At 73.6% G+C, this 16,105-nt stretch carries 16 protein-coding genes; 3 read left to right on the forward strand and 13 right to left on the reverse strand.

The window, feature by feature from the left end; genetic code table 11:
• Positions 1-5: 5 nt before the first annotated feature.
• The 10 genes from ruvA to pgsA form a co-directional block, all read right to left on the reverse strand.
• A complete protein-coding gene (ruvA, locus tag KSE_RS07005; protein WP_014134590.1) occupies positions 6-617 on the reverse strand; it encodes a Holliday junction branch migration protein RuvA in 612 nt (203 codons plus the stop codon).
• Between the two features lie 56 nt (positions 618-673).
• Positions 674-1,309, reverse strand: a complete 636-nt coding sequence (ruvC, locus tag KSE_RS07010) for a crossover junction endodeoxyribonuclease RuvC (protein WP_014134591.1) — start codon at positions 1,307-1,309, stop codon at positions 674-676.
• Between the two features lie 134 nt (positions 1,310-1,443).
• Positions 1,444-2,199: a YebC/PmpR family DNA-binding transcriptional regulator gene (locus KSE_RS07015; protein ID WP_014134592.1), complete on the reverse strand. Its 756-nt coding sequence runs from the start codon at positions 2,197-2,199 to the stop codon at positions 1,444-1,446.
• A 97-nt stretch (positions 2,200-2,296) separates the two neighbouring features.
• Positions 2,297-2,908, reverse strand: a complete 612-nt coding sequence (pdxT, locus tag KSE_RS07020) for a pyridoxal 5'-phosphate synthase glutaminase subunit PdxT (protein ID WP_014134593.1) — start codon at positions 2,906-2,908, stop codon at positions 2,297-2,299.
• Positions 2,909-3,006: 98 nt separating this feature from the next.
• The gene (gene pdxS, locus KSE_RS07025; protein ID WP_014134594.1) at positions 3,007-3,918 is read right to left on the reverse strand and encodes a pyridoxal 5'-phosphate synthase lyase subunit PdxS; all 912 of its coding nucleotides are present in this window, start codon (positions 3,916-3,918) and stop codon (positions 3,007-3,009) included.
• Positions 3,919-4,066: 148 nt separating this feature from the next.
• Complete coding sequence (locus tag KSE_RS07030) at positions 4,067-4,612, reverse strand: hypothetical protein (RefSeq protein ID WP_014134595.1); 546 nt, start codon at positions 4,610-4,612, stop codon at positions 4,067-4,069.
• A 19-nt stretch (positions 4,613-4,631) separates the two neighbouring features.
• A complete protein-coding gene (locus KSE_RS07035; RefSeq protein ID WP_014134596.1) occupies positions 4,632-4,994 on the reverse strand; it encodes a 5-carboxymethyl-2-hydroxymuconate Delta-isomerase in 363 nt (120 codons plus the stop codon).
• A gap of 49 nt (positions 4,995-5,043) precedes the next feature.
• Complete coding sequence (locus KSE_RS07040; protein WP_014134597.1) at positions 5,044-6,216, reverse strand: glycosyltransferase family 4 protein; 1,173 nt, start codon at positions 6,214-6,216, stop codon at positions 5,044-5,046.
• Complete coding sequence (locus KSE_RS07045; protein ID WP_033258149.1) at positions 6,213-7,118, reverse strand: phosphatidylinositol mannoside acyltransferase; 906 nt, start codon at positions 7,116-7,118, stop codon at positions 6,213-6,215. The genes KSE_RS07040 and KSE_RS07045 overlap by 4 nt, the downstream gene beginning before the upstream one ends.
• Positions 7,115-7,771, reverse strand: coding sequence for a phosphatidylinositol phosphate synthase (gene pgsA / locus KSE_RS07050; protein ID WP_014134599.1), 657 nt, complete (start codon positions 7,769-7,771; stop codon positions 7,115-7,117). Before pgsA ends, KSE_RS07045 begins: the two co-directional genes overlap by 4 nt.
• Before the next feature lie 202 nt (positions 7,772-7,973).
• Here pgsA and KSE_RS07055 point away from each other — a divergent pair, with 202 nt between their 5' ends.
• A complete protein-coding gene (locus KSE_RS07055; RefSeq protein ID WP_014134600.1) occupies positions 7,974-10,007 on the forward strand; it encodes an elongation factor G in 2,034 nt (677 codons plus the stop codon).
• Between the two features lie 6 nt (positions 10,008-10,013).
• On the opposite strand, the gene KSE_RS07060 is transcribed toward KSE_RS07055, so the two are convergent.
• Positions 10,014-10,436, reverse strand: a complete 423-nt coding sequence (locus KSE_RS07060; RefSeq protein ID WP_014134601.1) for a thiol-disulfide oxidoreductase DCC family protein — start codon at positions 10,434-10,436, stop codon at positions 10,014-10,016.
• Between the two features lie 191 nt (positions 10,437-10,627).
• Between KSE_RS07060 and KSE_RS07065 the strand changes: the two genes are divergently transcribed.
• Positions 10,628-12,271: a hypothetical protein gene (locus KSE_RS07065; RefSeq protein WP_014134602.1), complete on the forward strand. Its 1,644-nt coding sequence runs from the start codon at positions 10,628-10,630 to the stop codon at positions 12,269-12,271.
• A 90-nt stretch (positions 12,272-12,361) separates the two neighbouring features.
• On the opposite strand, the gene KSE_RS07070 is transcribed toward KSE_RS07065, so the two are convergent.
• Entirely contained in the window at positions 12,362-12,919 is a 558-nt protein-coding gene (locus KSE_RS07070) for an HIT family protein (RefSeq protein WP_014134603.1), read from the reverse strand.
• Positions 12,920-13,003: 84 nt separating this feature from the next.
• Complete coding sequence (gene thrS / locus KSE_RS07075) at positions 13,004-14,983, reverse strand: threonine--tRNA ligase (RefSeq protein ID WP_014134604.1); 1,980 nt, start codon at positions 14,981-14,983, stop codon at positions 13,004-13,006.
• A gap of 259 nt (positions 14,984-15,242) precedes the next feature.
• On the opposite strand from thrS, the gene KSE_RS07080 reads away from it, so the two are divergent.
• The gene (locus KSE_RS07080) at positions 15,243-16,016 is read left to right on the forward strand and encodes an exonuclease domain-containing protein (protein WP_014134605.1); all 774 of its coding nucleotides are present in this window, start codon (positions 15,243-15,245) and stop codon (positions 16,014-16,016) included.
• Positions 16,017-16,105: the final 89 nt, after the last annotated feature.

Genomic DNA, 16,105 nt, shown 5'->3' on the forward strand with positions numbered 1-16,105 from the left:
GCCGGTCAGCGGGCCCGGTTCAGCCCGCGCAGGGCCAGTCGCAGCAGGGCGCCGACGTCCGGCACGGACTGCGCCTCGGCCTCCGGGGTGACCCGGGCGACCGCCTCCTCCGCCTCCCGCGGAGCGTAGCCGAGGCCCACCAGGGCCGCGTGCAGCTGCTCGTGCCAGGGGGCCGGGCCGGCCGCCACCGGCTTCTGCGCGGGGACGCTGCCGTGCGGGGCGCCGAGCTTGTCCTTGTACTCCAGCAGCAGCTTGGCGGCCTTCGCCTTGCCGATGCCGGGCACCGCGATCAGCGCCTTCTCGTCGCCGCCGGCGATCGCCACCCGGAGCGCCTCCGGCGAGTGCGTGCCGAGGATCGCCTGGGCGAGCTTCGGGCCGACCCCGGGCGCCGCCTGCAGCACCTCGAAGGTGGCCCGCTCGTCGTCGTCGACGAAGCCGAACAGCGTCAGCGAGTCCTCCCGGACCACCAGCGAGGTCGCCAGCCGGGCGGTCTCCCCCACCCGCAGCGTGGCCAGCGTGGCCGGCGTGCACTGCACCGCCATGCCCACCCCGCCGACCTCCACCACGGCCACCCCGGCCCCCACCACGGCGACCGGGCCCTGCACGAAGGCGATCACGGTGAAGTCGTTCCTCTCGATGGTTCCAGTGCTTGCCGTCTGCCCGCGCCCGACCGTCAGGGGCGCGGGGAACTGCGCGGGCGGCCCGGCGCGCCGCCGCGGGCCGCCCGGGGGGCGGCCGCCGCCCGACCGGGCCCGTCGGGCCCGTCCGGCCGGGCGCCGTGCCAGGAGCCGCCGCCCGCGGCGTGCGCCTTGATGGCCGCGGTCAGCCGGTTCGTCGTGCCGCCGCGCCAGATGTGGCAGATCGCCAGCGCGAGGGCGTCCGCCGCGTCGGCCGGCTTGGGCGGGGCGTCGAGCCGCAGGATCCGGGTGACCATGGCGGTGACCTGGGCCTTGTCGGCCCGGCCCGAGCCGGTGACGGCGGCCTTGACCTCGCTGGGGGTGTGCAGCGTGACGGGGATGCCGCGGCGGGTCGCGCAGAGCACGGCGACCGCCGAGGCCTGCGCGGTGCCCATCACGGTGCGGACGTTGTGCTGGGCGAACACCCGCTCCACGGCGACGAGTTCGGGCTGGTACCGGTCGAGCCAGGACTCCAGGCCCTGCTCGATGGCGAGCAGCCGCGGGCCGATCTCGTCGTCCGACGGGGTGCGCACCACGCCGACGCCGAGCATGTCGAGCCGCCGCCCGGGCAGTCCCTCGACCACCCCGACGCCGCACCTGGTCAGCCCAGGGTCCACACCCAGCACGCGCACGGCGCCGCCTCTCTCCGATCTGCGCAGGTTACCCCCGGCCGCCGACAACCGGCTCCGGACACGGCCCCGGACACGCCTCCGCCCGGCGGCCGTCAGCGGGCCGCCGGGCGGGGAAGGGCGCGGGATCGCCGGGATCAGGCGTCCAGCTCGGCCATGATCTCGTCGGAGACGTCGAAGTTGGCGAAGACGTTCTGCACGTCGTCGCTGTCCTCCAGCGCGTCGATCAGCTTGAAGATCTTGCGGGCGCCGTCGGCGTCCAGCTCGACCTGCATGCTGGGGACGAAGTTGGCGTCGGCCGAGTCGTAGTCGATGCCGGCGTCGACCAGCGCGGTGCGGACCGCGACCATGTCGGTGGCCTCGGACATCACCTCGAAGGCCTCGCCCAGGTCGTTGACCTCCTCGGCGCCGGCGTCCAGCACGACGTCCAGGATCTTGTCCTCGTCCACGCCGTCCGCCTTGGGGACGATCACGACGCCCTTGCGGTTGAACAGGTAGGAGACCGAGCCCGGGTCGGCCATGTTGCCGCCGTTGCGGGTCATCGCGACGCGCACGTCGGAGGCGGCGCGGTTGCGGTTGTCGGTGAGGCACTCGATCAGGACGGCCACGCCGTTCGGGCCGTAGCCCTCGTACATGATCGTCGAGTAGTCGGCGCCGCCGGCCTCCGCGCCGGAACCGCGCTTGACGGCCCGGTTGATGTTGTCGATCGGGACGGAGCTCTTCTTCGCCTTCTGGATGGCGTCGTAGAGCGTCGGGTTGCCGGCCGGGTCGCCGCCGCCGGTGCGGGCCGCCACCTCGATGTTCTTGATCATCTTGGCGAAGAGCTTGCCGCGCTTGGCGTCGATCGCGGCCTTCTTGTGCTTGGTGGTAGCCCACTTAGAGTGGCCGGACATCGCCAGCTCCTTTTCGTCGCCAATGGGAAATGAACAGGGGAGATCTTACCGGTGCCGCACCGCCGGGTGGCACACGGTCACCGCGCCGCACGGGCGTTCAGCGCCCGGCGGCCTCGACCATCCGGACGAAGTACTCGTGGACGCGGTGGTCGCCGGTCAGCTCCGGGTGGAAGGAGGTGGCCAGCAGGTTGCCCTGGCGGACCGCGACGATCCGGGCGTCCGGGCCGTCCGCGGCCGGCACCTCGGCGAGCACCTCGACGTCCGCGCCGACCGCCTCGACCCAGGGGGCGCGGATGAACACGCCGGTGACCGGGTCGCCGGGCAGGCCCGCGAACGGGATGGCGGTCTCGAAGGACTCGTTCTGCCGGCCGAAGGCGTTGCGGCGGACGGTCATGTCGATGCCGCCGACGGTCTCCTGGTCGTCCCGGCCGTCCAGGATCTTGTCCGCCAGCATGATCATGCCGGCGCAGGTGCCGTACACCGGCATGCCGGCCGCGACCCGCGCGCGCAGCGGGTCCATCAGGCCGAACAGCACGGCCAGCTTGGAGATCGTGGTGGACTCGCCGCCCGGCATCACCAGCGCGTCCACCTCGGCCAGCTCCTCGGGGCGGCGCACCGGCCGGGCCAGCGCGTCGGCGGCGGCCAGCGCCACCAGGTGCTCGCGGACGTCGCCCTGCAGGGCCAGCACGCCGATGGTGGGGATGCTCACGGTCTACTACCTCTTCGTTCTCGAACTTCGGGGCCCGGACTCCACGCAGCGGCCCGCCGTGCCGGTACCTCGCACGGCGGGCCGCTCACGCGGGGTGGCTACCAGCCGCGGTTGGCGTAGCGCTCGGCCTCGGGGAGGGTGTCGCAGTTGATGCCGACCATGGCCTCGCCCAGGTTGCGGGAGGCGTCCGCGATGATCTTCGGGTCGTCGAAGAAGGTGGTGGCCTTCACGATGGCGGCGGCGCGCTTGGCCGGGTCGCCCGACTTGAAGATGCCGGAGCCGACGAAGACGCCCTCGGCGCCGAGCTGGCGCATCAGCGCGGCGTCGGCCGGGGTGGCCACGCCGCCGGCCGAGAACAGCACGACCGGGAGCTTGCCGAGCTCGGCGACCTCGCGGACCAGCTCGTACGGGGCGCGCAGCTCCTTGGCGGCCGCGTACAGCTCGTTGTTGTCGAAGCCGCGCAGCTTGGCGATCTCGTTCTTGATCTGGCGCAGGTGGCGGACGGCCTCGACCACGTTGCCGGTGCCGGCCTCGCCCTTGGAGCGGATCATGGCCGCGCCCTCGGCGATCCGGCGCAGCGCCTCGCCCAGGTTGGTGGCGCCGCAGACGAAGGGGGTGGTGAACGCCCACTTGTCGGAGTGGTTGACCTCGTCGGCCGGGGTGAGCACCTCGGACTCGTCGATGTAGTCGACGCCGAGCGACTGCAGGACCTGGGCCTCGACGAAGTGGCCGATCCGGGACTTGGCCATCACCGGGATGGAGACCGCGGCGATGATCTCCTCGATCATGTTCGGGTCGGACATCCGGGCCACGCCGCCGTCCTTGCGGATGTCGGCGGGGACCCGCTCCAGCGCCATGACCGCGACCGCACCGGCGTCCTCGGCGATCTTCGCCTGCTCGGCGTTGACCACGTCCATGATCACGCCGCCCTTGAGCTGCTCGGCCATGCCGCGCTTGACCCGGGCGGTGCCGACCTGGGGCTGCTCGGCGGAAGTGGGGGTGGTGGACACGTGAAGACCTCACTCAGAAATGAACCGGTGCTATCGATCTATCGTAGGCCCGGGGGCTCCTCGACCCATACGCCACATGGTCCAGGGCCACCCCCGCCATACGACAATCGGTCCAGCGATCCGGCTGGGGCGGGAAACGGTGCCAAGCCTACGCGGGCGCGCCCTCGGGCGTGAGGGCCGCCGGGGGCTCGTCGTCCATCTCGAAGGCCATCGGGAACGGCGCCCGGCCGGCGAGCCGGAAGTAGCGCACCAGCCGGTGCTCGCGCACCGCGCGCGCCGCCCGCACCGCGTCGTTGTGGAAACGCCTGGCCATCGGTACCCGGCGCACCGCCTCGACCAGGTCGCGCACCGCCTCCTCGCCGCCCGGCGCGTCCCGCAGCGCGGCGACCTGCGCCGGCTCGTCCAGCACGGCGCGCAGCGCCAGGCTCAGGGCGCTCTCCGCCACCTCGCGCTGCTCGGCCTCGGCCTGCCGGGCCCCGTGCGCCGCCTCCAGCAGCAGGATCGACGCCGCCGGGTCCAGCAGCGAGGAGGTCGCCAGCTCCACCGCCACCGAGGCCCGGCGCAGCAGTTGGGCGTCCAGCGAGGCCCGGGCCGCGTCGATCCGAGCGTGCAGCCGGTCGAGCCTGCCCGCCGTCCAGCTCAGGTAGACGGCGAACAGTACGACGGCCGCAACGGCCCAGATCCAGGTAGCCACGGGGCGCTACGGTACCGGCTCAGCCGCCCAGCACCGCCGAGCGGTAGGCCCGGTGGTCGAACTCCTCGACCTGCACGGTGGCCTGCACCGGCCCGGCCTCGCCGCCCAGGTAGCCGGGCAGCGCCGCCAGCACGGCCTCGCCCAGCGCCGCCTTGGCCTCCGCGCTCCGGCCCGGGAAGATCTCCACCTTCACCGCGACCAGCGCGAAGGTCTCGGTGTCCGCCCCGACCACGGCCTCCTCGGTGCGCCGGAACCGGGTCTTGCAGCCGGCCGGCTTGGCGTCCAGCAGCTTCACCGCCAGCCGGTTCAGCGCCAGGCCGAAGCCCCGCCGGTCGAAGGTGCCGGCGAGCCGGTCGGTGTAGTCGACGGTGATCAGCGGCATGCGGGGCTACCTCTTCCGATTCTGCGGGGGGCGATTCTGCGGGGACGGCTCAACGACTCGGACGCGAACGGCGGTCGGACGGTTCGACCTCGGCCACCGGCGGCCGCCCGTCGGTCACCGTCTCGTACACCGACAGCACCTCGGCGCCGACCGTCTCCCAGTCGAAGCGCCGCACGTGCCGGGAGGCCGCCGCGCGCAGCGCCGCCAGCCGCTCGGGGCTGCCGAGCAGCTTGACCGCGGAGGCGGCCAGCGCGTCCGCGTCCTCGACCGGGAACAGCTCGCCGGCCGCGCCCCCGTCCAGTACTTGGCGGAACGCGTCCAGGTCGCTGGCCAGCACCGGGGCGCCGGCCGACATCGCCTCGACCAGGATGATGCCGAAGGACTCGCCGCCGGTGTTCGGCGCCACGTACAGGTCGACCGAGCGCAGCAGCCGGGCCTTGTCCCGGTCCGAGACCATGCCGAGGAACTCGACCCGGGCCCGCGCCTCGGCGGGCAGGCCCGCGACCGCCTCCGCCTCGTCGCCCTTGCCGGCCACCAGCAGCCGCACGCCCGGCCGCTCGGCCAGGATCCGCGGCAGCGCGGCCAGCAGCGTCGGCAGGCCCTTGCGCGGCTCGTTGATCCGGCCGATGAAGCCGATGGTGCCCGGCCCGCCCTCGGCCGCGCCGCCCTGCCACGCGGGGTTCGGCTCGGCGTCCGCGAAGAACCGCACGTCCACGCCGTTCGGGATGACCACCGCGTCGCCGCCCAGGTGCTCCACCAGGGTGCGCCGGGCGTACTCCGACACCGCGATCCGGCCCGACATCTTCTCCAGGCCGGGCTGCAGGATCGGCGAGGCCGCGATCATCGCCCGCGAGCGCGGGTTCGAGGTGTGGAACGTCCCCACCATCGGCCCGGTCGCCGCCCACGCGGCCAGCATCGACAGCGACGGCGAGTTCGGCTCGTGCACGTGCAGCACGTCGAACCGGCCCTCGCGCAGCCAGCGCCGCACCCGGGCCGCCGACAGGATCCCGAAGCTCAGCCGCGCCACCGACCCGTTGTACGGCACCGCCACCGCCCGCCCGGCCGAGACCACGTACGGCGGCAGCGCCTCCTCGTCCTCCGCCGGGGCCAGCACCGACACCTCGTGCCCGAGCCGGATCAGGTGCTCCGCCAGGTCGCGGATGTGGAACTGCACCCCGCCCGGCACGTCCCAGTCGTACGGGCACACCACGCCGATCCTCATGCCGCGGCCCGCCTCGGGGTCAGGTCGGCCAGCCACAGCTTCTGCAGCATGTGCCAGTCGACCGAGTGCGCGCGGATCTCGTCCGCCCACACGTCCGCCAGCGCCTGGGTCATCGCGGCGGTCTGCTCCTGCCGGGTGCCCTCGCCGGACGGCCGCACCTCCGGGTGGATCTCGGCCCGCAGCACCGGCCCGTCGTACCAGAGCGACACCGGGAACAGCGCCGCCCCGGTCCGCTGGGCCAGCGCCGCCGGGCCGGCCGGCATCCGGGTCGGCTCGCCGAAGAAGTCGACCTCGATCCCGGCCTCCGAGAGGTCCCGGTCGCCGACCAGGCAGACCAGCCGGCCCTCGCGCAGCCGCCGGGCCAGCGTCCCGACCACCGAGACCTGGGAGCCGGTCAGCGCCAGCACCTCCATCCCCAGGCCCTCCCGGTACGCCACGAACCGGTCGAACAGCGACTCCGGCTTCAACCGCTCGGCGACCGTGGTGAACGGGCGCCCGCCGGCGGACGCGATCCACGCGCCCGCCAGGTCCCAGTTCGCCATGTGCGGCAGCGCCAGCACCGCGCCCCGCCCGGCCGCCATCGCCTCGTCCAACTGCTCCAGGTTCTTCACCGTCACGGCCCCGGCGATCCGCTCCCGGCTCCAGGCCGGCAGCCGGAACGACTCCCGCCAGTACCGCAGGTACGAGCGCATCCCGGCCCGGGACAGCTCGCGCAGCCGGATCCCGTCCGCGTCCGGGTGGACCCGCGACAGGTTGGCCTCCAGCTGCCGCACCCCCTTGCCCCGCCGCCGCCACGCCACGTCGGCGATGGCGTCGAACAGGCCGCGCGCGACCGGCTCGGGCAGGTGCCGCAGCCCCGCCCAGCCGGCCGCGTACGCGGCGTCGACCAACCGTTCCCTCACTTGACCCCCTCGGCGGCGGCCGCCGCCTCCAGCTCCGCCGACTCCCGGCGCACGGTCAGCATCCGCTGCGCCACCGTCACCAGGCTGCCCGCCGCGACCACCCACAGGGCGACCGGCAGCAGCCACTCCACGTACGGCACCCCGAAGGTGTGCAGGCCCGCGACACCCGCCGCGGTCAGGCTGATCACCAGCCGCTCCGCCCGCTCCACCAGCCCCGACACGTTCACCGGGAAGCCCAGCGCCTCGCCGCGCGCCTTGGTGTACGACACCACCTGGCCGCTGGCCAGGCAGAAGACCGCCACCGCGCACAGCAGGTCGTCGTTCCCGCCCCCGGCGTACCACATCGCCAGGCCGCCGAAGATCGCCGCGTCGGCGACCCGGTCCAGCGTCGAGTCCAGGAACGCGCCCCACTTGCTGGAGCGGCCCGCCTGGCGGGCCATGTTCCCGTCCACCAGGTCGGAGAAGATGAACAGCGTGACGGTGATCACGCCCCAGAAGAACTCCCCGCGCGGGAAGAACACCAGCGCGCCGGCCACCGAACCGGCCGTGCCGATCAGGGTGACCGCGTCCGGACTGACGCCCCAGCGCAGCAGCAGCGCGGCGAACGGGGTGAGGACACGTGTGAAGAAGGCACGCGCGTACTTGTTGAGCATGGCCTTCCGGTCCGCTCCGCTCCTCGGAATGGCACCCGCGGGCCACCGGGTCCCCTCCGGTCGGCCCCGCCGGGCGCACGGCGCCGCGCGCCGGTCCGACAAGCTCGACCGGACAGGACCTGAGCCCGCCGGGCGACCGCGCGGATGCACCCGCCCGGCCGGACAATGGTATCCACGCTGATCGAGCGGCAGGAGGCCAGCCATGCCGGACCGGACGGCCCGCACCCCCGCACCGAGCGCCGACCGGCCCGACCTGCTGCGCAACGTGGCCCTGGTCGGCGCCGGCGGCACCGGGAAGACCACCCTCGCCGAAGCCCTCGCCCACACCGCCGGCGTCCTGACCAGGGCCGGAACCGTCCCCGACGGCACCACCACCGCCGACTGGGAGGAGATCGAGCACCGGCAGCAGCGCTCCGTCCAGCTCGCGCTCCTCCCGCTGCCCTGGCGCGGCCACAAGGTCAACCTGCTGGACGCCCCCGGCTACGCCGACTTCGCCGGCGAGCTCCAGGCCGCCCTGCGGGCCGCCGAGGCCGCCCTGTTCGTGCACTCCGCCGCCGACCCCGAGCTGCCCCGCCCGGTCCTGGAGCTCTGGCGCCGCTGCGAGCGGACCCGGCTCCCCCGCGCGGTCGTCCTCACCCACCTGAACACCGCCCGGGTCCGCCTCGACGACGTCCTGCGGATGCTCCAGGACACCCTCGGCACCCCCGACACCGTCCGCCCGCTGCACCACGTCGACCTGCGCGACGGCCGGCTGCACGGCCTCACCGACCTGCTCACCGGCCGGACGTACGGCGCCCCCGGCGACACCCCCGACCCGGCCGCCGAACGCGCCCGGCTGGTCGAGGCGCTGGCCGGCGAGGACGACACCCTGCTCGCCCGCTACCTCGACGGCGAACCGCTCGACCTCCCCGCCCTCACCGCCGGGCTGCGCCGCGAGGTGCTGGCCGGCACCCTGCACCCCGTCCTCGCCACCGCCCCCACCGCCCCCGACCGGACCGGCTGCGACGCCCTGCTCGACCTGCTCGCCGACGCCTTCCCCTCCCCCGCCGACCGCACCGACGACCTGCCCCCCGCCGACCCGGACGCCCCGCTCACCGCCCAGGTCGTGCACACCGGCGAGGACCCCTACCTCGGCCGCCTCAGCCTGCTCAAGGTCTTCGCCGGCACCCTGCGCCCCGACACCGCCGCCCGCCTCCCCGACGGCACCGAGGAGCACCTCACCGCCCCGCACAGCCCGCTCGGCCACCAGCTGCGCCCCGTCCCGCACGCCGTCGCCGGCGACCTCGCCACCGTCACCAAGCTCACCAGCGCCCGCACCGGCGACACCCTCACCGGCGCCGACGCCCCCGACGCCGCCGCCCTGCCGCCCTGGCCGCTGCCGGAGGCGCTGCTCCCGACCGCCGTCCGGGCCCGCTCCGAGGCCGACGACGACAAGCTCTCCCAGGCCCTCGGCCGGCTCTCCGCCCAGGACCCGGCGCTGCGCGTCGAACAGAACCCGGACACCGGCCAGCTCGTCCTGTGGTGCACCGGCGAGGCCCACCTCGCCGTCACCCTGGACCGGCTCACCGCCCGGCACGGCGTCCGGGTCGACACCGTCGACTACCAGGTCGCGCTGCGCGAGACCTTCGCCGCCCCCGCCGAGGGCCACGGCCGGCACGTCAAGCAGTCCGGCGGCCACGGCCAGTACGCGATCTGCGACCTCACCGTCGAACCGCTGCCCGGCGGCGGCTTCGAGTTCGTCGACCGGGTGGTCGGCGGCACCGTCCCCCGGCACTTCGTCCCCTCGGTCGAGAAGGGCGTCCGCGCCCAGCTCGCCCGGGGCCTGCGCGGCCACCCGATGACCGACGTCCGGGTCACCCTCACCGACGGCCGGGCGCACGCGGTCGACTCCTCCGACGCCGCCTTCCAGACCGCCGCCGCGCTCGCCCTCAAGGAGGCCGCCGAGCACGGCTCGGTCGAGGTCCTCGAACCCGTCGACGAGGTACGGGTGCTGCTGCCCGACGAGTACCAGGGCGCCGTCCTCGGCGACCTCTCCGCCCGCCGCGGCCACGTGCTCGGCACCGAGGTCGGCGGCGAGGGCCTCAGCCTGGTCCGCGCCGAGGTCCCCGAGCTCGAACTCGCCCGCTACCCGCTCGACCTGCGCTCGCTCTCGCACGGCACCGGCCGGTTCACCCGCCGCTACCTGCGGCACGCCCCGATGCCCGCGCACCTCGCCGCCCGGCACCCGGACGGGTAGCCGCGGTCAGGAGCGGCGCGGCAGCGCGCACGCCGGGGTGCCGCCCGGCATCCGGTCCCGGTTCCTCGCGATCCAGCGGTAGACCACGTCCGCCACCGGCCGGACCGGCGCCAGCGCCAGCACTCCGCCGGCCCACGCCCACAGCCCGCCCGACCGCATCAGCAGCCGCGCCACCGCCTGCGCCCCGCCGTACACCCGGCGGTCCGGCGTGATCCAGAGCACCTCCCGGGAGGCCCGCTCCGCCGACACCTCCCCGCCGGTGAACTCCGCCAGCGCCGCCAGGTCGGCGAACTGGTACGCCACCGCGTCCCACCCCGCCGAGGAGAGGCTCTGCCGCGGGTACCGCTCCGCCCACCGCACGCAGCTGGAGCAGAACGCGCAATCGCCGTCGAAAACCAGCACCGGCCCCGGTGCGTACGCACTCGTCATGGCGGTGATCCTCCACCCCCGCGGCGCCGGCCGACAAACCGGGGGCGTCGAACCCGCCCGCACGGGGCAACATCCCCCCGAAACCACCGCACGCGGCCGAGATGTGACCCAGGATCAGCTGATGATCCGCACAGCCGGGCCGCCGCACGGTAACCTGCCGCAGATCGATCAGGGGAGAAGGAGCTGCACAGGTGACTCAGCTCGACATGACGCCGGGCGCGCAGGTACCGCGGACGGACGTCGGCAACCAGACCGCGGTCACCCAGGCGTTCTCCTCCGCCGCGTACCGCACCGGCGAGTACACGGAGCTGGAGGCCCTCGCCGGGATCGGGATCAAGAAGGGCCGGTTCGCGCTCTTCCGCCCCAGCGCCGGCGAGGCGTTCAGCCGCGCGCTGATCGACCGCACCCTCGGCGGCGGCCGCAAGCCGCTCGTCCCCTCGCACGGCACCGACATCCGGATGGTCGTCGAGCACTGCCTCGCCGCCCAGGACCTGCGCGAGGCCCGGGACCGCCGACTGGCCGGCCTCACCCTGCTGTTCGGCGTGCTCTTCCTCCCCGGCACGCTGGTCTGGCTGGCCGCCTACCAGGCCCGCGCCTGGCTCGGCAGCAAGAAGTCCGCCGCCCGGGACGGCTTCGTCGGCACCGCCGCCCTGCTGCTCGCCTTCGGCCTGACCCTGCTGCTGCTGATCCGCCCGCCGTTCGACGGCCTGCTCGGCCTGTACTTCCGGGTGGTCATGCTGGGCCCGGCCCTCGGCTGGTACCTCGCCAAGCGCACCGTGGTCGCCAGCGTGATGCAGCAGCGCGCCCGCTGGGGCGACCTGGTCGGCGGCAGCGCCGTCGCCGCCGTCGTCCCCAAGGCCGTGCCCAAGGACCACCTGGACAAGAAGGCCAACACCCTGAAGGCCGGCCTGGACCGGCTGACCACCGAGCAGAACACCAACATCCAGCACTACGCGGGCCCCAAGGGCATCCTCGGGATCGGCGCCCGCTGGGCCGAGTGGTCGCTGCGCGAGGACCTCCGCCCCGCCGAGGGCCACCCCGACTTCCGCACCTTCCACGTCGCCGACCTGACCCGCCGGATCGCCGACCGCCTCTCCCGGCTGACCAGCAGCGACGTCCCCAACGGCGGCCTGCCCAAGCCGCAGATCAGCCACTGGGTGGTGCTGGACACCGGCGAGGGCGCCGACGAGATCGGCCGCCCCTCCGGCCCCGACATGGACGGCGACCGGATGCGCGACTTCGCCGTCCAGGAGCTGGCCAGCAAGCAGAGCCTCGGCGCCGACACCCGGCACCGGATCGCCGTCCAGTTCGTGCTGCACAAGGGCCAGTTGGTCTCCACCATCGTCATCAACACGATGGTGCTGGCGCAGAACCTGCAGATCCACGTCACCCCGCACACCCTCGGCCCGATCAACGGCTACTTCACCTCCAAGCCGAAGACCCCCGAGAAGGACGTCGCCAAGACCCTCCGCTTCTGGGAGACCCGCACCGTCCAACTCCCGGTCGTCACCGACGACGAGGTGGTCCGCCAGGCCGTCCGGGCGCCCTTCCACAAGATCCCCGGCCTGCAGAAGTGGCTCGGCGGCGGCATCTCCTTCCCCGAACCGCTCTGCCTGCGCCAGGCGTGGGCCGACCCGACCTGGAACAGCCGCTACAAGTCGGACGACACGATCTACCTGCCCAGCCCGGTCCTCGGCATCATCCACGCCGCCGTGATCGAGTTCCTGGACGAGCACGACGTCGCCACCGACCGGATCGCCAACCGCTCCAACGTCCTGCGCGGCGAACTCCAGGGCGCCCGCCCGTTCCGCGCCGACAAGTACGACGCCGGCTGAGCCGGCCCCGCCGCGGCACGCGTTCAGGGGCGTACGGGAGACCTCCCGTACGCCCCTGAACGCATAGTCAGCCCGCCACCCGGGACAGGCTCAAACCGGCCATACCTCGGCCAGCATCTTGCGGGTGTCCGCCAGCAGCTGCGGCAGCACCTTGGTCTGCCCCACCACCGGCATGAAGTTGGTGTCCCCGCCCCAGCGCGGCACCACGTGCTGGTGCAGGTGCGCGGCGATCCCCGCCCCGGCGGCCGCCCCCTGGTTCATCCCGATGTTGAACCCGTGCGCCCCCGAGGCCGCCCGCAGCGCCGTCATCGCCTTCTTGGTGAACTCCCCGAGCTCCGCCGTCTCCGGCCCGTCCAGCTCGGTGTAGTCCGCGACGTGCCGGTACGGCACCACCATCAAGTGCCCGCCGTTGTACGGGTACAGGTTCAGCACCGCGAACACCGACCCGCCGCGCTGCACGATCAGCCCGTCCTCGTCGCTCAGCTTCGGGATCGAGCAGAACGGACAACCGTCGTCCGGAGCCGGGCCGGTGGGCTTGTTCTCGCCCTGGATGTACGCCATCCGATGGGGTGTCCACAGGCGACGGAAGCCGTCCGGCTCCCCCACGCCCCGCTGCAGTTCCGGCTCACTGGTCATGCCCGCCAGCATAAGCGCCCCGGCCCACGAACAGAGCAGTGCGGGGCGGACCTCCCGAAGGAGACCGCCCCGCCCGTCACACCGGCCCTACCGGGATCAGACCTGCACCCGGCTGCGCACCGCCTCGACGATCTCGGCGATCGCCTCGTCCTTCGGCACGCCGTTCTTCTGCTCGCCGCTGCGGTAGCGGAACGACACCGCGCCGGCCTCGACGTCGTCGTTGCCCGCGATCAGCATGAACGGGACCTTGGTCTTCTGCGCGTTCCTGATCTTCTTCTGCATCCGGTCGTCCGAGGTGTCGACCTCGACCCGGATCCCGTGCTTCTTCAGCTCGGCCGCGACGTCCAGCAGGTACGGCACGTGCTCGTCGGTGATCGGGATGCCGGTGACGGTGACCGGGGCCAGCCACGGCGGCATCGCGCCCGCGTAGTGCTCCAGCAGCACCGCGAAGAAGCGCTCGATCGAGCCGAACAGCGCCCGGTGGATCATGACCGGCCGCTGCCGCGAGCCGTCCGCCGAGGTGTACTCGAGGTCGAAGCGCTCCGGCAGGTTGAAGTCGAGCTGGATGGTCGACATCTGCCAGGTCCGGCCGATCGCGTCGCGCGCCTGGACCGAGATCTTCGGGCCGTAGAAGGCCGCGCCGCCCGGGTCCGGCACCAGCGGCAGGCCCTGCTTCTCGGCCACGCTGGCGAGGACGGCGGTAGCCTCCTCCCACGCATCGTCCGACCCGACGAACTTCTCCGGGTCCTTGGTGGAGAGCTCCAGGTAGAAGTCGTTCAGGCCGTAGTCGCGCAGCAGGTCCAGCACGAAGGTCAGGGTGCGGTCCAGCTCGTCGGCCATCTGCTCGCGGGTGCAGTAGATGTGCGCGTCGTCCTGGGTGAAGCCGCGGGCGCGGGTCAGGCCGTGCACCACGCCGGACTTCTCGTACCGGTAGACCGTGCCGAACTCGAACAGGCGCAGCGGCAGTTCGCGGTAGGAGCGGCCGCGCGCGTCGAAGATCAGGTTGTGCATCGGGCAGTTCATCGGCTTGAGGTAGTAGTCGACGCCCTCGTCCAGCTGCATGGGGGGGTACATGCCGTCGGCGTACCAGTCGAGGTGGCCGCTGGTCTCGAACAGCTTCCCCTTGGTGGCGTGCGGGGTGTAGACGAACTCGTAGCCCTCCTCCTCGTGCCGCTTGCGCGAGTAGTCCTCCATGGTGCGGCGGATGATGCCGCCCTTGGGGTGGAAGACGGCGAGGCCGGAGCCGATCTGCTCGGGGATGGAGAACAGGTCGAGCTCGTTGCCGAGCTTGCGGTGGTCGCGCTTGGCGGCCTCCTCCAGGAAGTCGAGGTGGGCCTTGAGCTCGTCCTTGGTGGGCCACGCGGTGCCGTAGAGGCGCTGCAGCATCGGGTTGCGCTCGCTGCCGCGCCAGTACGCGGCGGCGGAGCGCATCAGCTTGAAGGCCGGGATGTGCCGGGTGCTGGGCAGGTGCGGGCCGCGGCAGAGGTCGCCCCAGCAGAGCTCGCCGGTCTTCGGGTCGAGGTTGTCGTAGATGGTGAGCTCACCCGCGCCGACCTCGACGTCGGCGCCCTCGCCGGCGGTGGCGGCGGAGCCCTTGAGGCCGATCAGTTCGAGCTTGTAGGGCTCCTTGGCGAGCTCCTCGCGGGCGGCCTCGTCGGTGACCACGCGGCGGGAGAACTTCTGCCCGCGCTTGATGATCTCCTGCATCTTCTTCTCGATGACCTTGAGGTCGTCCGGCTGGAACGGCCGCTCGACGTCGAAGTCGTAGTAGAAGCCGTCCCGGACGGGCGGGCCGATGCCGAGCTTGGCCTCGGGGAAGACCTGCTGGACGGCCTGGGCCATCACGTGCGCGGTGGAGTGCCGCAGGATGTCGAGGCCGTCGGGGCTGGAGATCACGACGGGTTCGACCTCGTCGCCGTCCAGGACGGCGTAGGCGAGGTCCTTGAGCTGGCCGCCGACCCGGGCGGCGATCACGGCGCGGTCGTCGGCGAAGAGCTCGGCGGCCGTAGTGCCCGTGGTCACCACGCGCTCTTCCCGATCGGGTTCGCGGTTGATGATGATCCGGACGTCCGTCACCGGTCTCTCCTGACGTTCTGGCTACCTTGGCGCAGCACGACCGCTGCACCGTGCATGGTACCGAGCCGGGCCGCGTCCCCGTCGCCACGGCCCGGGGAGCGGCCGCGCGGTCGTTCGGTCACGTTCCGCCACCATTCGGCCACCGGGACGGTTGGCGGGCCGCCGAGTGCGGTATCACTCCAGCACGGTGCGGCCGCTGGCACCGGTCCTCGGTGGCAGCGGCTCCCGGCAAGGACCGTGCGGCGTCTGAGGGGGCGTCATGCAGCAGCTTGGTTCCTGGTATCGCGGTCCGCTGGCGTCCTTCGACACCGAGACCACCGGTGTCGACGTCGAGCGGGACAGAATCGTCTCGGCCGCCCTGGTGGTGCAGTCCGCACCCGCCGGCACGGCCACCGTCCGGACGTGGCTGGCGGATCCGGGCGTGCCCATCCCGGAGTCGGCCCGGGCGGTGCACGGCATCTCGGACGAGCGGGTGCGGGCGCACGGGCGGCCGCCGCGCGCGGTCGCGCTGGAGGTGGCCCGGGCGCTGGCCGAGCAGGCCCGGGCGGGCGTGCCGCTGGTGGTGATGAACGCGCCGTACGACCTGACGCTGCTGGACCGGGAGTTGCGCCGGCACCGGGCCGGTTCGCTGGCGGAGGCGCTGGACGGGGCGGAGCTGCTGGTGCTCGATCCGCGGGTGCTGGACAAGCAGGCGGACCGCTACCGCAAGGGCCGGCGCACGCTGACCGACCTGTGCGCGCACTACGGCGTCGCGCTGGTGGGCGCGCACGACGCGGCGGCGGACGCGCTGGCGGCGATGGAGCTGGTCCGCGCGGTGGCGGCCCGGCACGCGGCGCAGCTGGGCGGGCTGACGCCGGCCGAGCTGCACCTGCGGCAGGCGGTCTGGCACGCGGCGCAGGCGCGCGGGCTGCAGCGGTGGTTCGACCGGGAGGAGCGGCCGGAACGGGTGGACACCGCCTGGCCGCTGCGTCCGGCCCGCTGCCGCTGCGGCGAACGCCTGGAGCCGGGCCACGCCTGCGAGTTGGCGGCCTGAGTGGCCGTCAGCGGCGTGCCGGGCCGGGCCGTGTCGGGCTGCGTGGGGCCGTGTCGGAAAACGCCGCAGGCCCCGACGGCGTGGTCGGG

Origin of the sequence: Kitasatospora setae KM-6054, from assembly GCF_000269985.1 — a bacterium.
Classification (GTDB): Bacteria; Actinomycetota; Actinomycetes; order Streptomycetales; family Streptomycetaceae; genus Kitasatospora; species Kitasatospora setae.